Genomic DNA, 20,806 nt, shown 5'->3' on the forward strand with positions numbered 1-20,806 from the left:
TGCCGTTACAGAACAGCATAAAACTATTTTATAAACAAAATTTAATTTTTTTCAATATTTATCGAACTTTTTAACATAAGGCTAGTCCTACTTGTTGCGTTTGCCATGAGTTGTTGCGTTTGCTATGAGCCAGATGTAAACCAGATGTAGATAAGTGAAATAATGGCGAGTAGGAGATGGAGCTCAAATGAGCGAACAAAACGTTGACCAAAAGTTGGTTGAGCGGGTGCAACGTGGTGATAAAAACGCATTTAACCTGCTAGTAGTTAAATATCAACATAAAGTAGCAAACTTGGTTTCACGCTATGTTAAAAACCATAGTGATGTGCCTGATATAGTACAAGAATCATTTATTAAAGCTTATCGAGCTTTACCTAACTTTCGAGGCGATAGTGCCTTTTACACTTGGTTATATCGCATCGCTGTTAATTGTGCGAAAAACCACTTAGTTGCCGGAGGGCGTAAACCCCCTGGCTCAGATATTGAAGTTGAAGATGCGGAAATGTATGACTCGGCTGAAGCGTTACGAGAGAATGCCTCACCAGAAAAATTATTACTGACCAATGAAATTAAAAATGTCATATTTAAGACTATAGAACAATTGCCGGAAGACTTGCGAACTGCGATCAACCTCAGAGAGTTAGAAGGCTTAAGTTACGAAGAAATTGCAACGGTTATGGATTGCCCTGTCGGCACAGTACGTTCAAGAATATTTAGAGCGCGTGATGCAGTTGATAAAAAAATCAGGCCATTGTTACAGCAATAGTGAATGCAGTAACATTAAACGCAACGACATTAAGTACAAAAGATTAAATGCAAAATAGCAAGCTCAACAGCAGTACACGCAAGCATACTAAATATAGTATTAGCTGATAATTTAGTCTTTTGTTAGCTAATTGAATGAAGAGTTATTTTTTTAAGGTGTTTTTATGAGTGAAAATAAGTTTGAGGCAGTATCGTCAATTGTAGATAATGATCAACAAAACGATGAATTATTTGATGAGATCCTCAATGACTCACACTTGTCAGCAACTTGGCAACGTTACCATTTAATGGGTGATGTAATGCGCGGTGAAGCTTCTGATGTTATTAATTTTGATCTATCAGTACAAATAGCGTCAGCGATTGCTGATGAGCCAACGATTTTAGCGCCTCACACTAGCAATAACCTTGTTGGTAAATTAAAAGCGAAAGTGGTGCAGTTTGCTAAACCATTTGGTCAAATGGCCATCGCAGCATCTGCAGCCGGTCTTATGGTTATGGGCGTACAACAAAATAGCGCTGATACCGATGCTTTATTGCCGGCTAGTCAAGTGGTTAAAACTATGCCATTTGGTGGTATTGCAGAACCCGTAAGCTTAAATTTTCAACAAACTAGCCGCAGCAGTGAAAAACAAGCTTTTATTGAACAACAAAGACGTTTCCAAGCGCTATTATCAGATCATCAACAACAAATTAAATTAAGCTCAGTGGATGTAAATCATACACCACCACAAGATAAGGCTGAAGAATCAGCTAAATGAAATTAATATCAAGTCTGCTGCTATTGGTTACCGTTAGCACATCATTAGCAGCCAATGAAAAGATTAGCACACCAGCAGCGGCCAATGAAGACATTAGCACACCAATAGCGGCCAATGAAAAAAAACAAGCCGAACCCTGGCTTGAGCGCCTCGCAACCTCTTTACAAACCCTCAACTTTAGTACGTCTTTTGTTGTTGTTAAAAACAATCAAGCAGAACCTTATCACTGGTTTCATGGTGTAGATGAAAATGGTAATGAGTTAGAAATTCTCTCTTTGTTAAACGGCCCACGCAGGGATGTTTTACGAAAGGACAATATTGTTAGTTATATCGAGCCAGAATTACCTCCATACTCAGTAACATCTCAACAAATAACCGGTCCTATTCCTGCTGTGTTGCGCGAAGGTGTCACTGCGCTTGGTCAAACCTATGATTTTATCTCTGTTGGTCGGAGTCGGGTACTAGGGCGACCTGCCCAATTAATTCGTATTGTTTCTAAAGATGTATATCGTTACGGACACTGGCTATGGTTAGACCAAGAATCCGGTATGTTATTAAAACTCGCCTTGGCAAATCGTACTGGGCAATTATTAGAACAAATACAGTTTACCCATTTGGACATTACTGATGCTTTAAGTGAGAGTTTATTGCAATTACAGCAAACAACTTTGCCAAAAGTTATTGAAATTCCAGCCGGCTATCAAGAACAAATACTGCAATGGCAAGTTAAATGGTTACCTGAGGGCTTTAAACGTTTAAATGCCAACCGCCATCGAATTTCTACCACTAAAAAACCTGTCGAATTTATGCTTTTTAATGATGGTTTAGTCGATGTTTCCGTTTACGTAAATCCCAGTGAAGATACCCAACGTGCGACCGATTATGTTATGGATGGCGCAACCGTGGTATTGAATCAAGTAGTTAATGGCTTTGAAGTCAGTGTTGTGGGTAAAATTCCAGCAAAAACGGCAAAAGCTATTGCTGATTCTGTTGTTTTAAATACTCAATCCACACCATGATAGAAGAACAAGCCACCGTTGTCGCTATTGATCATGACAATGTCACCGTTACTAGTTTGATAAAATCAGCTTGTGGTGGTTGTCAACAAGTCGACAATTGTGGCAGTGGTCAGGTAGCGAAAGCTTTTCCACAGAAAAAACTTTCGTTGACCTTAAAATCATCATTAGCCTTAGAACTTGGCGATAACGTTGTGTTAGGCTTGAATGAAAGTGCTCTATTGCAATCGGCCTGGCAAGTTTATTTATGGCCGGTATTAGGCTTGTTACTTGCTTCTTGGTTTGGCCAATGGTTAGTGATTAACACCATATTTCCTCATGAGATTCTTGCAATTTTATTGGGTATTACTGGTGGTTTTTGTGGCTTTATACTAGCTAAAAGGCAACAAATAAAGAGCGCAACCTGTGCAAAACTGGCGCCAAAAATTATCCGTCGAGAAAATAAAAACATCATGATTACAGAAATCACTGATTGAATCGCAACAAAAGATAGCCCCTGAGCGCTAAATTCGCTAAAATCTCGCCATTATTGAATTAACTATAAACTTATTTGACTTCCCATTTATGAAACATATTCGAAATTTTTCTATTATCGCCCATATTGATCACGGTAAATCAACGCTTTCAGATCGCCTAATTCAACATTGTGGTGGTCTACAAGAACGTGAAATGGAAGCCCAAGTACTTGATTCTATGGATATTGAGCGCGAACGTGGTATTACCATAAAAGCGCAAAGTGTTACTTTAGACTACAAAGCGAATAACGGTGAAGTGTACCAACTCAACTTTATCGACACGCCAGGTCACGTCGACTTTTCTTATGAAGTTTCCCGTTCATTAGCGTCATGTGAAGGTGCCTTACTGGTTGTTGACGCCGGTCAAGGTGTTGAAGCCCAAACAGTAGCTAACTGCTACACCGCACTTGAGATGGAACTGGAAGTCATCCCTATTCTAAATAAAATTGATTTGCCACAAGCCGATCCTGAGCGTGTTAGTGAAGAAATTGAAAATATTATCGGTATTGACGCTACGGGTGCTGTGACCTGTTCAGCTAAAACCGGTTTAGGAATTGAAGACGTACTAGAAACTATTGTTGAGAATATTCCACCGCCTGAGGGCGATGTTGATGCACCGCTGCAAGCACTTATTATTGATTCGTGGTTTGATAACTACCAAGGGGTAGTATCCTTGGTTCGAATTATGAATGGCCAACTCAAAAAAGGCGATAAAATGGTGGTGATGTCGACAGGACAACACCATATAGTTGACAAGGTGGGTATTTTTACGCCAAAACAAAAACCGACCGGTATATTAAAAGCGGGTGAAGTAGGTTTTATAGTTGCGGGTATTAAAGAGATTCACGGTGCACCAGTAGGTGACACGATAACTATCTTTAAAAAAGAAGCGCCGAAAGCTTTACCAGGCTTTAAGAAAGTTCAGCCACAAGTTTATGCCGGTATATTTCCGATCAGCTCAGAAGATTATGAAAACTTCCGTGATGCTTTAAATAAACTCAGTTTGAATGACGCGTCTTTGTTTTTTGAGCCAGAAAACTCATCAGCACTAGGTTTTGGTTTCCGTATTGGTTTCTTAGGCATGTTGCACATGGAAATTGTGCAAGAGCGTCTTGCTCGCGAATACGATCTTGATCTGATCACAACAGCGCCAACGGTAAATTATGAAATAGCTTGTACCAATGGTGATGTTATCTCTATTGATAATCCAAGCGATTTACCGGCGACAAATAATATTGAAGAAATTCGTGAGCCAATAGTGCAGGCGAATATTTTGGTACCTCAAGAGCATCTAGGTAATGTTATTACTTTATGTATTGAAAAACGTGGTGTGCAAAAAGATATTATTTATCACGGCAATCAAGTTGCGGTAACTTATGAATTACCGATGGCAGAAGTAGTGATGGACTTTTTTGATAAGTTAAAATCAACCAGTCGTGGTTATGCGTCATTAGATTATCATTTCATTCGTTTTGAACCGGCTGACATGGTCCGTGTTGATGTGATGATTAACAGCGACCGAGTTGATGCATTAGCTATGATTACTCATCGCGCGAATTCTGTTGCCCGTGGTCGCATGTTAGTTGAAAAATTAAAAGAGTTAATTCATCGACAAATGTTTGATATCGCTATTCAAGCGGCCATTGGTAACAATGTTATCGCTCGAACTACGGTTAAACAGCTGCGTAAAAACGTCACCGCAAAATGTTATGGTGGTGACATCTCTCGTAAGAAAAAATTATTGCAGAAGCAAAAAGATGGTAAGAAGCGCATGAAGCAAGTGGGAAATGTAGAAGTACCACAAGAAGCGTTTTTAGCTGTGCTTAAATTGGATAAATAAGAATACCAAGTTGATTAATTATCTGTTCAATGAAAGATTAGAACACTTAATTAATCAACTTGATATTAGTTTAATTACTAAAAGATAGGAATAATATGGCAGTTTACTTTTCAATATTTTTAGTCATAGTTACCGTAATTACCGGCATTGTTTGGTTAGCTGATAAGTTTTATTTAGCACCACAACGTCAGCTTAAGTTAGCAGATGCGCAAGCTCAATGTGCATCACCTTTAAGCGAAAACATTGTGACTAAATTAATTAAGCCATCAGCATTAGTTGATACCTCGGTAGAAATTTTTCCAGTTATTGCTTTTGTGTTGATACTGCGTTCGTTTATCTATGAGCCGTTTCAAATACCTTCTGGTTCTATGATGCCAACGTTACTTGATGGTGATTTTATCTTAGTGAATAAGTTTAACTATGGTTTACGTGATCCCGTAGTACGTAATAAATTTTTTCAAGTTGGGTTGCCAGAACGTGGTGATGTTGTGGTCTTTAAATACCCACGAGATCCACAAATAGATTACATCAAACGTGTGGTAGGTTTACCGGGCGATAGAGTGATATATAAAAATAAAATTTTATATATCAAATCAGCCTGTTTGGCTTCTGATGCAAAATGTCCTGATTTTGAGCAAGTAAAACAAAATTTTAAAAATAAAACCGATTATAACGACGATGGTATGCCATTAACGCGTTACACCTCAACCATGGCGGATAAAACACATGACTTCTTAGTCAATGAGCAAGTTTTACCGCGCACACAGCATTACTTTCAGCAAAGTGGTACACAAGAAAATGAGTTTTTTGTGCCTAAAGGCCATTACTTTGTTATGGGCGATAATCGGGATAATAGCTTAGATGGACGTTTTTGGGGCTTTGTGCCAGAAGAAAATTTAGTCGGTGAAGCGGTTGCTATCTGGATGAGTTTTGATTTTGATCGTACACCAGACAGCTTTTTACCCCATTGGATACCAACTAATGTGCGTTTTTCTCGAATCGGTGGAATTGAATAACTGTGTTACATACTCCTGCCGCGATTGCGCGGCTTTATAAAAAAATTGGCTATAGTTTTAAAGAGCCAAAGCTATTATTGCAAGCGTTAACGCATAGAAGCGCTAAAGGTGCTCATAATGAGCGACTAGAGTTTTTAGGTGATTCAATTCTAGGTTTTGTTATTGCAGAGTCTTTATATCAAAAATTTCCCAAGCAGGCCGAAGGCGATTTAACGCGTATGCGTTCAAGTTTGGTTAAAGGTGTTACTTTAGCTGAGGTGGGTCGAGACTTTGACCTAGGGCAATATTTGATTTTAGGACCTGGCGAATTAAAAAGTGGCGGTCATCGCAGAGATTCGATTCTTGAAGATGCCATTGAAGCCATCATAGGTGCTGTCTATTTAGATGCTGACTTACCGACATGTCAGGCATTAATTCTCAGCTGGTTTGAACAGCGTTTAAGCGACATCAAGCCAGGTAATGAACAAAAAGATCCAAAAACACGTTTACAAGAGTATTTGCAGGGACGAAAAATTCCTTTGCCACAATATGATGTAATTAATACCACGGGGCAATCACACAATCAGCAGTTCACAGTGCGCTGCACAACAAGCGTAATTGTGAAGGAAGTGATTACTAAGGGCAGTAGCCGACGTAAAGCTGAGCAATCAGCCGCTTTGCAGGTTTTAGAATTAATAGAACAAGCTTAATAACTTGTTTGACATTTAAGTTGATAACTAGATTATGACAACAGAACAAACCTATTGCGGTCTTATTGCCATTGTTGGCCGTCCAAATGTTGGTAAATCAACATTATTAAACACCTTGCTGGGCCAAAAGGTCAGTATTACCTCACGTAAACCACAAACCACACGTCACCGAATATTAGGTATTTTAACCGAAGGTAATCATCAAGCTGTTTTAGTTGATACCCCTGGGCTACATTCAGAAGAGAAGCGGGCTATTAATCGTTTAATGAACCGTGCTGCCAGTAGTACGTTGGCAGAAGTTGGCACTGTAGTGTTTTTAGTTGAGGGTACTCATTGGACAAGTGACGATGAAATGGTGCTGACCAAAATTAAAAACAGCGGTGCTCCTTGTGTATTAGTGGTCAATAAAATTGACAATATACCGGACAGAGACACCTTGTTACCGCATTTACAGAAGTTAGGTGCTATGCATGATTTTGCTGATATTGTACCTATTTCAGCGAGTAAAGGTGATAACGTTGAGGCGATTAAAAAAATCTGCCTTAACACCTTACCCGAAGCAGAGTTTTGGTTTCCAGAAGATTATATTACCGATCGCTCAAGTCGATTTATGGCTTCTGAAATTGTGCGTGAAAAGCTAATTCGTTTTACTGGCGATGAGTTACCTTACTCAACGACGGTTGAAATTGAACAATTTAAGATTGATGAAAAAGGTATTTTGCATATTAACGCGCTAATCTTAGTCGAAAGAACGACCCAAAAGCGCATGGTTATTGGTAATAAGGGTGAAAAACTGAAAGTTATTGGCCAAGAAGCAAGACGTGATATGGAAAACCTATTTGAACGTAAAGTATTTTTAGAGACTTGGGTGAAAGTTAAATCAGGCTGGGCAGACGACGAACGCGCATTAAGAAGCTTAGGCTATGGCGATGATTACTCAGGTTAGTTTGATATATGCGGGCTAAACTTACTATTCACAAAGTAGTTGATTAAGCCTCGCCTACATAGAGTTAGGTGCTTAGGTCCAGTTTGTAACTGCTACCTGAGCCAATAAAAATTTTATTTTTCGCTTTCTGAATAGTGCTTAAATGCCATTGGGCTAACTTGGAATCTAGATGCTAGAAACTACGCAGTCAGCTTTTGTGCTCCATAGTCGACCTTATCGAGAGAATCAGCTGCTAATTGATTTGTTAACTGAGCATGACGGTAAACTAGCAGCGTTAAGTTATGTCGGTCACTCAACAAAGTCGAGCCGTAAGGCACTATTACAACCTTTTCTACCGATTAAAGTGACCTTGAAAGGCCAATATAACTTAAAGAGCTTAATTAGAGTTGAGCCGATTGGAAAATCTTTTCTTTTAAAGAAAAATGCCTTGTTCAGTGCATTTTATATTAATGAATTATTGGTTAAGCTGCTTGGCGACAACATTGCATGCGAGGCACTTTTTCAGCAATATAAAATGAGCTTAGAAGCTTTAGTCCAAGCAAGCAATATTGAGATTTGTTTGCGAGAATTTGAATTGATGCTAATGGATGAACTGGGTCTTTCTTTTGATTTCTCATTAGTATTTGAGCATAGTGCAGAAGGCTTCTATTACTTGCCAGACGAAGGTTTTATTCCAGCTTATACAAAATTAAAGCAGCCTTGTTATAATCGTTGGCATTTACAAGCGATTGCCGAGCGCGATTTATCGACACCAGAAGTACTCAACACTTTTAAAGCTTTGATGAGACAAGTGATTAATCATTTACTTGATGGTGCACCGCTCAATAGTCGAAAACTCTTTAGTAAGAAAGCATAGCAAAGCCATGGTTAAGTTTCTAAGTTAAAGCGTTAAACTTAGCGATGTAAAGTGTTAAAATTAATCCAGTAAACATAATAAGAGATTGCATATGAAAGATATTTTATTAGGTGTAAACGTAGACCATATTGCCACATTAAGACAAGCACGTGGCACTAATTATCCTGATCCGGTATATGCGGCTTCTGTAGCTGAGCATGCGGGTGCTGATGGTATCACAGTGCATTTACGTGAAGACCGTCGCCATATCCAAGATAGAGATATTTATGTACTAAAACAAACCTTACATACGCGGATGAATTTTGAAATGGCGGTTACCGACGAAATGTTGGATATTGCCTGTGACGTTAAACCCGTATTTTGTTGTTTAGTGCCGGAAAAACGTGAAGAGTTAACCACGGAAGGTGGGTTAGACGTTGCTGGGCAACAAGATAAAATTAACGCCGCTGTAGCTCGATTGGCTGATATGGGCATACAAACCAGTTTATTTATTGATGCAGATAAAAAACAAATTGATGCAGCTGTACTCAGTAAAGCGACTTATATCGAAATTCATACTGGCCAATATGCTGATGCAGCAACCGAAGAAGAGCAACAACAAGAGCTTGCGCGCTTAGTTGAAGGCATCGAGTACGCTGATAGCTTAGGTTTAAAAGTTAACGCAGGTCACGGGCTGAATTACTTTAATGTTAAGCCAATCGCGGCGATACCCGAAATAATTGAGCTCAATATTGGTCACGCTATTATTGCCCGTGCGGTGATTGACGGTTTAGACAAAGCGGTTCGAGACATGAAGCGTTTAATGCTAGAAGCACGTACTTTAGGATAACTTAGTATTTTGGAGGGTTAAAGTTTGTCAGTTGTTGGTATTGGTACCGATATAGTTGATATTCGACGCATTGCTAAAATGTCTGAAAATGCGCAGCAACGCTTAGCGAAGCGAATTTTAACGTCTGGTGAATATCAGCACTATCTTACGTTAAAACAACCTGAGCGCTTTTTGGCTAAGCGCTGGGCTGGCAAAGAAGCGGCAGCTAAAGCGCTTGGCACCGGCATTGCTAATGGTGTCTCATTTCAACATTTTGATATTGTGTCATTAGCCTCTGGGCAACCCACACTTGAGCTTAGTTTGCAGGCGTTAATGCTAGCTGAAAATCTAGGTGCTACTACATGGCATATATCACTCTCCGATGAAGTGAAATATGCCACAGCTTTTGTTGTATTATCAACATAGTTATTAACGGCAAGCTCAGTATGTAACGGCATGTGACAAAGTTACGAATAAACTATGACTTGGCAATAAGATATACCCTATACTTTAATCAGACTGAATGAATTTTTTTATCGGTAGATGTGGATGGGGGAGTCGATATGCCGTCGCAAAAAAATCCTATTCTTAATAGGCGAAAAGAAGTACCCGAGCAATCAATATGGTGGTCTAAACTCTCACTGGCACAAAAGTTTTCTGCCAGTAGTTTAGGGAAGTTTGGTTATGAACTCAGCTTTATTCGCAATGATGAAGGACATAGTTTAGCCGTATTAAGCTCTGACTCAGGTATTGCTGTGATTACTGAAGATGGCGACATTAACACCTCGCCAAATATAAAAATGCGTTAACTATTTATCTTGTTTTCCTTAGTTCAATCTAGTGATATTTTCACTGTCTACTTCAATATTGTTGATGAAATTTTCAGCTTCTTCTAGTACTAAATCTATTTGTTCAAAAAATTCAAAGAATTCTGGCTGTAAATCATCTAGACCAATATCTCGTTTTAATTCTGTTTCAAGTTCATGAGTCACTTTCCCTAAACTGGGGACACCAGAGTAACAACAAGCGCCGTTAAGCTTGTGTATTAACACTTTTAACTGCTCAATATCTTGAGAGATAAGCGCTTCAGAAATGTTTGCTTTGCTTTCTGGCAAACTGTTGACCAAGCCAATAAGCATATCTTTAGCTAACAATTGTTTTTGTCCTGCTCTTTGTAATGCCAGTTTCCAATCAATAATTTTTGGCCTGAAATCGCTAATAGGCCTAGGTGTTGGAGCAACAAGTTTAGGGTGATAAGCGAGTAATGTTGAATCACAATACTCATAAATACTATGATGCAGCATGGCTTCATCAATAGGCTTTGTAATAAAGGAGTTAAAACCATTGTCGAGTAATTTATCTTTTTCTTCCCCAAAGACATGTGCGGTCACCGCGATTATCGGGGTATGCTCATTAAGTGTTTGTTGACGAATAATAGCCAAAGCAGAAATGCCATCGAGTACAGGCATCTGTATATCCATAAAAATTAAGGCAAATCTCTCGTGTCGGCATAACTCTACTGCTTGAGCGCCGTCGGTAGCTGTGACGACATCTGTTACTTGTTCAAGTAAAAGCTCATTGATCAATTTTAAATTGGCTTCATTATCATCAACTGCCAGTACTTTAATCGGTACTTTTTTTTCTGACACTGCAATTAAGCTTTTGATTTCTCGAATTGTTGTTGGAGCAAGCGTTTTACTCAAGCGCTGCACCGTTATAGGCTTACTGAGACAAGTTCTAGCACCACTTGAAATTAACGCCTCATGTAAACTAGGTGAGTTACTATTAATGGCTAAATGTATGGATGGAATAATATCTTTCAGGATAAATATAAATTTTTTCACTTCATTAAGCGCCGATGGTGTAACATCATGGCCGATTAAAGCAAAGTCGAATGACGCGAGCAATTCTTTATTTGCCAGTAGTTCATTCATATCACTGCGTTGGCTAATACAAGTCGTTTTCATTTGCCAACTTGCTAATATCTCACTGGTTGCTAAACGACTAGCGGCATGACGCTCATAATATAATATTGCCTTACCAATCAGACTCTCCGGGGCAGATAACTGCAAAGTAGGTATGGTGTTTATTTCACACTGGAAGGTAAACCAAAAAGTTGAGCCTTCATTTTCTATACTTTCAAAACCAATACCACCATGCATTTCAGAGACTAAACGTTGTGAGATAACCAGTCCTAAACCAGTGCCGCCATAAATCCGTGTCACACTTTTATCACCCTGGCCAAAGGCTTGAAAAATTGAATTTTTTTGCTGATCTGATATGCCGATCCCCGTGTCTTGAACTGTTACCCTGATTTTATAGCGATTCTTGCCAATAACATGACCTTCAATCTTGATATCCACCGAGCCTTTGTCAGTAAATTTAATCGCATTATTGGCTAAGTTAACCATCACTTGTTTGATACGCATTGCGTCACCAATCAGTGAGTCAGGTAATTTAGGACTAACACGTAATGATAATTCAATATTCTTTTTATGGGCACTGGGTGCCAGTAACGTCAGGGTTTCTTCAATTGATTCACGAATTGAAAATGGAATTTTTTCAATTATCATTTTACCAGCGTCAAGTTTAGAGAAGTCTAAAATATCGTTAATAATCGAGAGCAAGCTGCCCGCTGATCGTTCGATAGTTTGTAAGTGATCACGCTGAGTATCGCTTAAAGGCGTTTTTAACACTTGCCGAGTAAAACCGATAACACCATTGAGAGGAGTACGTAACTCATGGCTCATATTGGCCAAAAACTCAGACTTTACCTTGTTAGCATCTTGCGCTTTACGTTTTGCAATATCTAACTCGACGTTTTGAATTTCAAATTGCTCTAAACTTTCACGTAAATCTATTGTGGCTTGATCAATACTACGTTGCATTTCATCTTGATAAGTACCTAAAGATTGCGCCATGGTATTGATGCCATTTTTTAAAAAGTTTAGTTCACCAACAAGTTGTCCACTGATACGACTATCAATTTTTCCTTCTCTAATGCGGTCTATCGCTAATACCATTGATGATATGGGGCGTGTAACACTATTAATGAGTTTATAGGCAAACAATGCACTAATGATAAAGCCAGTGAGTAAGATGAAAAATACTGTGATCAACAACTGTTGTTGAGCATATCTAATCGTACTCTTGTCAATGTTTATGGCGATATAGCCAATAATACTACTGCCTAAAGTGTCTTCACTGGTTTGTGTTGTAAATTCGTCAATAATGGGCGCGCGATAAATGAGGTAATCACCGTAGTCTTCATATTGAATGCGTTTAGGCAAACTTTGTCCTGTTTTAATACGCATGGCAAGGGTATCAGCGTGATAAGCACTTGTTACAAATACTTGGTTATTGACAGTGAATATGGCGATGCTTGTTATAATGTCGGATTGACTGCGGTGGCTAAAGCCGATCAACGTTCTTAAGCTATCTCTTTTTTTAGCTAATAATGGCTCAACACTGCTAATGGCAAGAGGAGAAATGATGCTACTGGCACGTTGATAAATAAACTGATCGAGTTCGCTATAGCGACTATAGGATAAGTAGCTAGCAACAACTAAACTTATTAGAGTCGTAGGAACGACCGTAAGTAAAATTACCCAATATTTCAGGCTTATTTTATGCATTTTTTGTTAAGCTTTAGTGTAAAATAATTGGGTTAATAACACTATAATGGCACAGTTAAGACTAATACCAAATAGTAATCGTTCACTATGGCAGCTAATAGATAATTTATGCTGCTCCTTGATGGCAAACTAAGATAGCTATGGCAAATTTTTTTAAAGCAAGCCCGAAAAGAACACCGATACAACATCACGTAACGGTTAATGTTAGCCACCTTGATCAGCAAGGCTGCGGCGTTGCCTTTCAGGGTAAAAACCCAATTTTCATTGAAGGTGCACTGCCCAATGAAACGGTTGAAGTTAATGTGTATGAGCAAAAAAGTAAATTTGCAAAAGCAAAGTTATTGCGTGTTATTAGCGCCAGTGAAGCGCGCGTAGAAGTTAAGTGTCGTCATTATTTTCAGTGTGGAGGCTGTAATTTACAGCACATGGACTACCCGCAGCAGTTAGTTTATAAGCAAGATAAAATAACACAATTATTTGCTCGCCAAGCACTAAATGAAAGTCTGCCATGGCAGAGTCACCTTATTAATGAGCCATGGCATTATCGCCGTAAAGCAAGAATTGGTGTGCAATATAATAAACGTGGTGCGCCGATTATTGGCTTTCGTCAACGCGAGAGTAGCCATTTAACTGAAATTAAGTCTTGCCCAGTACTGGTTGAAGCCTTTGGTAATATTTTTGCTGAGCTAAAAGAACTTCTGCCAAGGTTGTCAGGTAAAAATGCCATCGGTCATGTTGAAGTTATTGCGGCTAATGAGCAGGTGGTTGTGGTGCGACAATTAGTTAAAGCAACGGCGCAAGACAAAAAACTTTGGCAACATTTTGCTGATAAAAATCAGTGGGTAGTCTACTTTGATGACGGTAATGAGGTCACACCACTGACAGAAGATAAAACTTTATTTTATGCTTTAACGGATTCAATAAAAATTGAATTTTCAGTGAATAACTTTATCCAGGTCAATCATCTGGTTAATAAGCAAATGGTTGAGCAGGCGCTGACTTGGTTAGCGCTTAATGATAACGACATTGTGCTCGACCTGTTTTGTGGCTTAGGTAATTTTAGTTTACCTATTGCCGAAAAGGCCAGTCGTGTTGTCGGTATTGAGGGCATCACAGTAATGGTAGAGAAGGCCCAAGAAAATGCGCTGAAAAATGGCATTCACAATTGCCAATTTTATCAAACCGATTTGAACAGTGATTGGCAAGACCAGCCTTGGGCAACACAAAAGTATACTAAGGTTTTACTTGACCCTGCTCGCGCCGGAGCTTATCAAGCGTTAACGCAATTACTGACCTTTAATGTTGATAAGATACTTTATGTTAGTTGTGATCCGGCATCATTAGCCCGTGATGCAAAATTACTTATCGATCACGGTTATAAAATTGAAAAAATAGCCTTAATGGACATGTTTGCGCAAACAAAGCATGTTGAAACTATGCTAATGTTTAGCTTATAGCGTTGTTGAAAAATTGAATCACAGGTAGGAAATTCCATGGTTTCTGTGCGTAAGTCACATCAAATGTCACAAGCAAGCTTTGAGCAATGGCTAGCGGCGCTTGAATTAGACAATGATAAAAAAGCAGCGTTAGAAAAGTTGTATCAAAAAGTAAAATATTTATTTGATGATAGCACCCCTTGCCAAACTAAATCTTTAGAAATGGTGGAAATTCTATCAGGTTTAAATCTTGATACCGACTCATTATGCGCGGCTTTTATCTGTCCTTTGTATGAGTATAAATGCATTAGCCTTGAATATATTCAAGAGAATTTCTCTAAACAAATATATTTACTGTGCAAAGGTGTTGGCCAAATGGAAGCGATTAAGGCTTTACAGCAATCACAATCTAGCCTAGTCAATACCAATCAAATTGACAATATTCGCCGCATGCTCTTGGCGATGGTTGAAGATGTTCGCGCTGTTGTTATTAAGCTTGCAGAACGCTTATGCCACTTACGCTTGGTAAAAGACAGCGATGAAGAAACCCGAGTGTTAGCGGCTAAAGAAACCAGCAACATATACGCACCATTAGCCAATCGTTTAGGTATTGGGCAGTTAAAGTGGGAACTTGAAGATCTTTCTTTTCGTTACTTGCATCCTGAGGTTTACAAAGAAATAGCCAAGCAACTGGATGAAAAGCGTCTCGACAGAGAACGCTATATGGCTGAATTTGTTGATAACATATCTAAGCAATTAAAATCGTCTGACATTAAAGGTATTATTTGTGGACGCCCTAAACACATTTATAGCATTTGGAAAAAAATGCAACAAAAGTCGTTAGACTTTGAACAGCTATTTGATGTGCGTGCAGTTCGCGTTATTGTTGATGAATTACAAGGTTGCTATGGTGTATTAGGCCTAGTGCACACTAGTTGGCAGCATTTGTCTAAAGAATTTGATGACTATGTTGCAACGCCAAAAAGCAACGGCTATCAATCAATTCATACCGTGGTTATCGGCCCCGAAAGTAAAACAATAGAGATTCAAATTAGAACACAACAAATGCATGACGATGCAGAACTGGGTGTCGCAGCCCATTGGCGCTATAAAGAAGGTAATGCCAGTGGTAAAACCTCAGGTTTTGATGAAAAAGTCAGTTGGTTAAGAAAAATCCTACAATGGCAAGAAGACGTGTCAGAAAGTGGCGAATTACTTGATGAACTTCGTAGTCAAGTATTTGAAGACCGTATTTATGTTTTTACCCCTGGTGGTGATGTGGTTGATTTACCCAGTGGTGCGACCCCTTTAGATTTTGCTTACTATATTCACTCCAATGTCGGTCACAGTTGTATTGGCGCAAAAGTATTTGGTCGAATAGTCCCTTTTACCTACCTTTTGCAAACCGGCGATCAGGTTGAAGTCTTACGTAGCAAAACACTCAATCCGAGTAGAGATTGGTTAAACCCCAGTTTAAATTATCTTCATACACCGCGTGCTCGTGCCAAGGTGCAACATTTTTTTCGTTTACTTGACCGAGATAAAAACCTTGCTGCTGGTAAAGAAATGTTAGACACCGCATTGGGTAAGTTACAGTTATCTTTGGCTAAAGTTGATTTTTCTGCGGCGATAGAGCGTTTTAATTTTACGACAAAAGATGACTTGTTTGCTGCGGTAGGCTCAGGCAGTACGCGCTTGTTACAAGTTGTTCATTGTTTACAACAGCAAGACGAAAAGTCAAAACCTGAAGTAGATATTGACCCGCAAAGCTTAATTCGTCAGCCCCAACAAGCTGACACAGAAGCTGCTAATAATAATGGTATTACCGTTTCAGGTGTTGGTAACTTGTTGACTCACATGGCGAAATGTTGTCATCCTGTGCCGGGCGATGAAATCGCTGGCTTTATTACTCAAGGACGTGGAATTTCAGTGCATCGGGTTGATTGTGAGCAGCTCGCCAACGCACTGAACCAGCAGCCAGAGCGTGAAGTAGAAGTACAGTGGGGCATAAATAACAAAAAAAGTTATCAAGTGAGTATCAACATTATTGGTGGTGATCGCCAAGGTTTACTCCGAGATATCTCGACGATTATTTCCAATGAAAGAGTCAGTATTATTGGTATTGAAAGTCATACCGATAACACTAAACAAAGCATGAGCATGACTATAAAAGTGGAAATAGCCAATAACGAAGCGTTAACGCGCTTATTAGCTAAATTAAAGCAGTTAGATGACGTTGCAGAAGTTAAACGATTGTAACCAATAATTAAGTCATTTTAACGACAAACTTTTAAGAAAAAAGCTGACCGTGTGAGATGTCAATTAGGCAGCCCTAGACAGGGTTGCCTTTGTTATAGCAAGCCACTTTGTAGCCTCATAATATAAGGTACTTGAGTTCCTGCTGTTTTAGATGCTGGGAAATAATGGTCTGTGATTATTTCTATAGCTCTATCCGCTTTTCCGAGTTTAAAGTCGGTATAGGTAATTGACATCTACTTAACATTTACGAACTTTTTAGGCCTTTTTTCTTCTGCATCAATAATAAACGGCGTTACAGTTAATAAAAAATCTAAACTAGCCATGATAGTCTTTCTGATAATTATTTTCCTTTTGAACGTTTATTTTTACGGCATGTTTTATTCACTTTGAAATTTTAGTACAAAAAATACACAATAATAAATCACCAATATCTTAATATTAAGCAATGTAATATATTGGCTTAATATGATGAATTAGGATGCTAGGTTAGCTATACAAAGTAGTAGGTGCTGCATAGCGCCAAGATAAATAGGCAGGATATTTAAAAATGTTGAACGACAAACCCTCAATAGAAAAACTTCGCTGGATCATGTCCGAGTTACGTAACCCTGAAACGGGTTGTCCTTGGGATCTGAAACAAACCTTTGCCTCTATTATCCCCCATACCCTTGAAGAAGCTTATGAGGTAGCTGATGCTATTGAGCAAGAAGACTTTACTGAGCTGGAAAAAGAGCTAGGCGATTTATTGTTTCAAGTGGTGTTTTATAGCCAACTTGGTGAGGAAGAAAAACGTTTTGACTTTGACAGTGTACTGAGTGCTATTTGTGAAAAATTGATCCGCCGTCATCCCCATGTTTTTGCGAGTAGTGACTTTGAATCTGAGGCGCAAGTCAAAGCTAACTGGGAAAATGAAAAGGTTAAAGAGCGTCAGCAAAAAAATGACGATAAAAACTTAAGTATTTTAGCTGATATTCCACGTAATCTGCCGGCGTTATCACAGGCAGCAAAAATTCAAAAACGCTGTGCCCATGTCGGCTTTGATTGGCATAATATTGATGACGTCTTTGCTAAAATTGAAGAAGAAGTATTAGAGGTAAAAGCGGAATTACATCGAGACGATACCGCTTTAGCTGAAGAACTGGGTGATTTAATGTTTGCGGTAGTCAATTTATGTCGACATGCTAAACAAGACCCTGAAGCTTTACTGCGCCAAGCAAATAATAAGTTTACTCGGCGCTTTTATGGTGTGGAAGCGCAAGTTAATCGTGCAGATAAAGGTTTTACAGAACATTCGTTAGACGAGCTTGAAGCCTTTTGGCAACAAGTGAAAATTTCTGAAAAATCCTAAGCTTAGTTAATAAAATTATCGAGATAAAAATGACTTCATTACCCACATTAGTCGACAGTAAAATAACGCTTAATAATAAAGTGCTTACCTTAATATTCAATCGCCACGACGTGCGTAATGCCTTAACGGGTACTGCCATTGCCGACGATATTGTAAATACTGTTGAATGGATTAATCGTACCCCTGAAATCGCCGTGCTGATTATTACCGGTGATGGCTCTGCGTTTTCTTCTGGTGGAAATATAAAAGATATGGCTGAGCGCACAGGAGATTTTGCCGGTGATGTACAAGCACTAGAAAGACGTTATCGAGAAGGTATTCAACGTATTCCATTAGCTTTACACAAATTAGAGGTACCTGTGATTGCGGCGGTTAATGGCCCAGCAATAGGGGCGGGTTTTGATATTGCTAATATGTGCGATATGAGAATAGCGTCAACAAAAGCTAAATTTGGTGAAACCTTTGTTAACTTAGGTATTATTCCAGGTGATGGTGGCGCGTGGTTTATGCAACGTTTAATTGGTTATCAAAAAGCTGCTGAGTTAACTTTTACTGGCCGTGTTATCGATGCGCTAGAAGCAAAAGAAATGGGTGTGGTATTAGATGTGGTTGAGCCAGAATATCTACTTGAAAGAGTACAAAAACTAGCAAACGAAATAGCGGCTAAACCTGTGGCGTCGTTACGGTTAACAAAGCGTTTAATGAAGCTAGCACAACGTACTGAACTGCCTGACTTTCTTGATATTTGTGCGGTTTTTCAGGGCATGTGTCATAACAATCCTGAGCATTTGAGCGCGGTAAATACCATGATCGAAAAACTAGCGAAATAACAGTGACTTGCCAAAGTTCACTCACGCATTAACTCTTGCAAGTATTAGTTCTTACTCATCTTTTACGCTTCGTTTGACACTTAACTTCACACTCAGTGCTAATGTATAAAGAGTTATTAGCTTACTTTAGCGGTAGTAGATGTTTGGCTTAAAGCGTGGCTTAATTTGTTAATAAAGTTATCTATAGCTGTTTTATCAATATCTAAATGAGTGACTAGTCGCATAGGGTTGCCCGCAGATAACAGTATTTTATCTGCTTTTAACTTGTCAACCAAATTAGCCACATCCATATCCTCAGAGAATTTTGCGAAAACCATATTGGTCTCAACTTGCTCCAGATTGACTGAAATATCAGCAAACTGGTTTAAGGCATGTGCTAAATATTTTGCATTAATATGATCTTGTGCTAATTTCACTGGATTTTTCTCTAGAGCCATTTTGGCTGCTGCAGCAATAATACCGGCTTGGCGCATACCGCCGCCAACCACTTTTCGCCAGCGCTTGGCACTTTTTATCAAAGCTTGTGAACCAAGTAATAACGAGCCTATTGGCGCGCCAAGACCTTTAGATAAACAAATAGAGACTGAGTCTACGTGTTGGCAAATTTCAGTAATATCGACATTTAATGCGCTGGCCGCATTGTAAACTCGCGCACCGTCTAAATGCAGGGCTAGATTGTTTTGCTGAGTAAATTCACGCGCTTTTACCATATAAGTTAATGGCAGGACTTTACCATTAATAGTATTTTCAATACTGAGTAAGGTAGTTCGAGCAAAGTGAGAGTCGTCAGGTTTTATTGCCGCCGCAAGCTTTTTAAAGCATAAAGAGCCGTCTTGTTCATTGGCTATCGGTTGTGGCTGAATTGAGCCTAAAATAGCCGCGCCACCGCCTTCAAACTTATAGTTATGTGCTTGTTGTCCACAAAGGTACTCGTCACCTCGTTGGCAATGTGCCATTAGCGCTAATAAGTTAGCTTGTGTGCCTGAGCTACAAAACATGGCACTGGCAAAACCGTGTCGCTCTGCTGCCCAAGACTCAAGTTCATTAACCGTAGGGTCGTCGCCATAAACATCGTCACCCACTTCAGCGTTTGCCATCGCCGTACGCATTGCTTTACTGGGGCGAGTTACTGTGTCAGAGCGAAAATCAATCATGTAGCACCTTAGGTTTTTAGGGGGAAGATAGTGGCGATTAAAAAAAGCATCTTAACACCATTTATTAGTCAAATAGATTAAGACGCCTGTAATCAAGCAGTTTTGCTCGAAGGTTATTCTTCAGCGAGTTCAGCATTGTGATAAATATTTTGTACATCATCACAGTCTTCTAGCATGTTGATGAATTTTTCAAAATTAGCTAAGTCGTCTTCACCTGAAATTTCAGTATAGGTTTGTGGTACCCAAGTAATTTCTTCTACTTCGAGTTCAATTTCAGGCATGCTGTTGGCAAATTCTGTTTTGATTTTGAAAAATTCAGTATGCGGGGCGTATACGGTAATAATACCGTCTTCAAGCTCAACATCAGTCACATCGATGTCAGCCATCATTAAGTTTTCTAACACACTTTCATCGTCTTCACCTTTAAAGGCAAATAGTGCTTGATGATCAAACATGTGTGAAACAGTGCCTGATGAACCAATTTTTGAGTAAGTTTTAGTAAAACATTGACGCACATCTTTAATGGTGCGATTGCCGTTATCGGTTAAACAATCAATAATGACCATACAGTTGCCTGGGCCAAAGCCTTCGTAGCGTGATTCTACATAATCTTCGCCGCCAGCACCTATCGCTTTTTCTAATGCTTTTTCAATAACATGTGTAGGAACTTGATCTTTTTTTGCTTTTTCAATCGTTCGACGTAAAGCAAGATTACCATCGGGGTCTACACCGCCATTTTTAGCTAGTACATAAATTTCTTTGCCGTACTTTGAATAAACTTTAGTTTTTTGACCCGCAGTTTTGGCCATTGATAATTTACGGTTTTGGTATGCTCTGCCCATCTGAATATGTCTCGTTGCTGATAATTAGAATTGCTATAGCTTAGATTCTAACGGGTAGTGTCGGCTATTTCTAGTACTTAGCCCATTTGAGCT

At 39.1% G+C, this 20,806-nt stretch carries 19 protein-coding genes; 16 read left to right on the plus strand and 3 right to left on the minus strand.

The window, feature by feature from the left end; all coding sequences use genetic code 11:
* Positions 1–187 precede the first annotated feature (187 nt).
* From rpoE to H4J46_RS03600, 12 genes are all read left to right on the plus strand, one after another.
* Complete coding sequence (rpoE, locus tag H4J46_RS03545) at positions 188–766, plus strand: RNA polymerase sigma factor RpoE (RefSeq protein WP_182232174.1); 579 nt, start codon at positions 188–190, stop codon at positions 764–766.
* 163 nt (positions 767–929) lie between these two features.
* Positions 930–1,523, plus strand: coding sequence for a sigma-E factor negative regulatory protein (locus H4J46_RS03550; protein ID WP_182232175.1), 594 nt, complete (start codon positions 930–932; stop codon positions 1,521–1,523).
* Positions 1,520–2,542, plus strand: coding sequence for a MucB/RseB C-terminal domain-containing protein (locus H4J46_RS03555; RefSeq protein WP_182232176.1), 1,023 nt, complete (start codon positions 1,520–1,522; stop codon positions 2,540–2,542). The genes H4J46_RS03550 and H4J46_RS03555 overlap by 4 nt, the downstream gene beginning before the upstream one ends.
* Positions 2,539–3,015 (plus strand): SoxR reducing system RseC family protein, encoded by a 477-nt coding sequence (locus H4J46_RS03560; protein ID WP_182232177.1) that lies wholly within the window; start codon positions 2,539–2,541, stop codon positions 3,013–3,015. The genes H4J46_RS03555 and H4J46_RS03560 overlap by 4 nt, the downstream gene beginning before the upstream one ends.
* A gap of 88 nt (positions 3,016–3,103) precedes the next feature.
* Positions 3,104–4,894: a translation elongation factor 4 gene (lepA, locus tag H4J46_RS03565; protein WP_182232178.1), complete on the plus strand. Its 1,791-nt coding sequence runs from the start codon at positions 3,104–3,106 to the stop codon at positions 4,892–4,894.
* A 95-nt stretch (positions 4,895–4,989) separates the two neighbouring features.
* The gene (gene lepB / locus H4J46_RS03570) at positions 4,990–5,910 is read left to right on the plus strand and encodes a signal peptidase I (protein ID WP_182232179.1); all 921 of its coding nucleotides are present in this window, start codon (positions 4,990–4,992) and stop codon (positions 5,908–5,910) included.
* Between the two features lie 2 nt (positions 5,911–5,912).
* Entirely contained in the window at positions 5,913–6,599 is a 687-nt protein-coding gene (gene rnc, locus H4J46_RS03575; RefSeq protein WP_310650203.1) for a ribonuclease III, read from the plus strand.
* Positions 6,600–6,633: 34 nt separating this feature from the next.
* The gene (gene era / locus H4J46_RS03580) at positions 6,634–7,545 is read left to right on the plus strand and encodes a GTPase Era (protein ID WP_182134927.1); all 912 of its coding nucleotides are present in this window, start codon (positions 6,634–6,636) and stop codon (positions 7,543–7,545) included.
* 169 nt (positions 7,546–7,714) lie between these two features.
* Positions 7,715–8,401, plus strand: coding sequence for a DNA repair protein RecO (recO, locus tag H4J46_RS03585; RefSeq protein WP_182232180.1), 687 nt, complete (start codon positions 7,715–7,717; stop codon positions 8,399–8,401).
* A 91-nt stretch (positions 8,402–8,492) separates the two neighbouring features.
* Positions 8,493–9,230, plus strand: coding sequence for a pyridoxine 5'-phosphate synthase (gene pdxJ, locus H4J46_RS03590; RefSeq protein ID WP_182232181.1), 738 nt, complete (start codon positions 8,493–8,495; stop codon positions 9,228–9,230).
* Positions 9,231–9,254: 24 nt separating this feature from the next.
* The gene (acpS, locus tag H4J46_RS03595) at positions 9,255–9,635 is read left to right on the plus strand and encodes a holo-ACP synthase (RefSeq protein ID WP_182134933.1); all 381 of its coding nucleotides are present in this window, start codon (positions 9,255–9,257) and stop codon (positions 9,633–9,635) included.
* Between the two features lie 137 nt (positions 9,636–9,772).
* Positions 9,773–10,018, plus strand: a complete 246-nt coding sequence (locus H4J46_RS03600) for a hypothetical protein (RefSeq protein ID WP_182232182.1) — start codon at positions 9,773–9,775, stop codon at positions 10,016–10,018.
* 18 nt (positions 10,019–10,036) lie between these two features.
* Here H4J46_RS03600 and barA read toward each other — a convergent pair whose 3' ends face one another.
* On the minus strand, positions 10,037–12,844 hold the full coding sequence (gene barA, locus H4J46_RS03605; protein ID WP_182232183.1) for a two-component sensor histidine kinase BarA: 2,808 nt from the start codon (positions 12,842–12,844) through the stop codon (positions 10,037–10,039).
* A gap of 140 nt (positions 12,845–12,984) precedes the next feature.
* On the opposite strand from barA, the gene rlmD reads away from it, so the two are divergent.
* The 4 genes from rlmD to H4J46_RS03625 all read left to right on the plus strand — a co-directional run bounded on the left by rlmD (position 12,985) and on the right by H4J46_RS03625 (position 18,717).
* Complete coding sequence (gene rlmD / locus H4J46_RS03610) at positions 12,985–14,301, plus strand: 23S rRNA (uracil(1939)-C(5))-methyltransferase RlmD (protein ID WP_182232184.1); 1,317 nt, start codon at positions 12,985–12,987, stop codon at positions 14,299–14,301.
* Between the two features lie 36 nt (positions 14,302–14,337).
* Positions 14,338–16,539 (plus strand): GTP diphosphokinase, encoded by a 2,202-nt coding sequence (gene relA, locus H4J46_RS03615; protein WP_182232185.1) that lies wholly within the window; start codon positions 14,338–14,340, stop codon positions 16,537–16,539.
* A 547-nt stretch (positions 16,540–17,086) separates the two neighbouring features.
* A complete protein-coding gene (gene mazG, locus H4J46_RS03620) occupies positions 17,087–17,887 on the plus strand; it encodes a nucleoside triphosphate pyrophosphohydrolase (RefSeq protein WP_182232186.1) in 801 nt (266 codons plus the stop codon).
* A 29-nt stretch (positions 17,888–17,916) separates the two neighbouring features.
* Positions 17,917–18,717 (plus strand): enoyl-CoA hydratase-related protein, encoded by an 801-nt coding sequence (locus H4J46_RS03625; protein WP_182232187.1) that lies wholly within the window; start codon positions 17,917–17,919, stop codon positions 18,715–18,717.
* 116 nt (positions 18,718–18,833) lie between these two features.
* On the opposite strand, the gene ltaE is transcribed toward H4J46_RS03625, so the two are convergent.
* Positions 18,834–19,871, minus strand: a complete 1,038-nt coding sequence (gene ltaE / locus H4J46_RS03630; RefSeq protein WP_182232188.1) for a low-specificity L-threonine aldolase — start codon at positions 19,869–19,871, stop codon at positions 18,834–18,836.
* A 113-nt stretch (positions 19,872–19,984) separates the two neighbouring features.
* Positions 19,985–20,713: a YebC/PmpR family DNA-binding transcriptional regulator gene (locus H4J46_RS03635; RefSeq protein WP_182232189.1), complete on the minus strand. Its 729-nt coding sequence runs from the start codon at positions 20,711–20,713 to the stop codon at positions 19,985–19,987.
* Positions 20,714–20,806: the final 93 nt, after the last annotated feature.

Source organism: Colwellia sp. MB02u-6 (genome assembly GCF_014077095.1).
Classification (GTDB): domain Bacteria; phylum Pseudomonadota; class Gammaproteobacteria; order Enterobacterales; family Alteromonadaceae; genus Cognaticolwellia.

Bases quoted from the DNA above. Each gene is read 5' to 3' on its own strand.
- rpoE (WP_182232174.1), top strand. From the start codon at position 188: ATGAGCGAACAAAACGTTGACCAAAAGTTGGTTGAGCGGGTGCAACGT.
- H4J46_RS03550 (WP_182232175.1), top strand. From the start codon at position 930: ATGAGTGAAAATAAGTTTGAGGCAGTATCGTCAATTGTAGATAATGAT.
- H4J46_RS03555 (WP_182232176.1), top strand. From the start codon at position 1,520: ATGAAATTAATATCAAGTCTGCTGCTATTGGTTACCGTTAGCACATCA.
- H4J46_RS03560 (WP_182232177.1), top strand. From the start codon at position 2,539: ATGATAGAAGAACAAGCCACCGTTGTCGCTATTGATCATGACAATGTC.
- lepA (WP_182232178.1), top strand. From the start codon at position 3,104: ATGAAACATATTCGAAATTTTTCTATTATCGCCCATATTGATCACGGT.
- lepB (WP_182232179.1), top strand. From the start codon at position 4,990: ATGGCAGTTTACTTTTCAATATTTTTAGTCATAGTTACCGTAATTACC.
- era (WP_182134927.1), top strand. From the start codon at position 6,634: ATGACAACAGAACAAACCTATTGCGGTCTTATTGCCATTGTTGGCCGT.
- recO (WP_182232180.1), top strand. From the start codon at position 7,715: ATGCTAGAAACTACGCAGTCAGCTTTTGTGCTCCATAGTCGACCTTAT.
- pdxJ (WP_182232181.1), top strand. From the start codon at position 8,493: ATGAAAGATATTTTATTAGGTGTAAACGTAGACCATATTGCCACATTA.
- H4J46_RS03600 (WP_182232182.1), top strand. From the start codon at position 9,773: ATGCCGTCGCAAAAAAATCCTATTCTTAATAGGCGAAAAGAAGTACCC.
- barA (WP_182232183.1), bottom strand. From the start codon at position 12,844: ATGCATAAAATAAGCCTGAAATATTGGGTAATTTTACTTACGGTCGTT.
- rlmD (WP_182232184.1), top strand. From the start codon at position 12,985: ATGGCAAATTTTTTTAAAGCAAGCCCGAAAAGAACACCGATACAACAT.
- relA (WP_182232185.1), top strand. From the start codon at position 14,338: ATGGTTTCTGTGCGTAAGTCACATCAAATGTCACAAGCAAGCTTTGAG.
- mazG (WP_182232186.1), top strand. From the start codon at position 17,087: ATGTTGAACGACAAACCCTCAATAGAAAAACTTCGCTGGATCATGTCC.
- H4J46_RS03625 (WP_182232187.1), top strand. From the start codon at position 17,917: ATGACTTCATTACCCACATTAGTCGACAGTAAAATAACGCTTAATAAT.
- ltaE (WP_182232188.1), bottom strand. From the start codon at position 19,871: ATGATTGATTTTCGCTCTGACACAGTAACTCGCCCCAGTAAAGCAATG.
- H4J46_RS03635 (WP_182232189.1), bottom strand. From the start codon at position 20,713: ATGGGCAGAGCATACCAAAACCGTAAATTATCAATGGCCAAAACTGCG.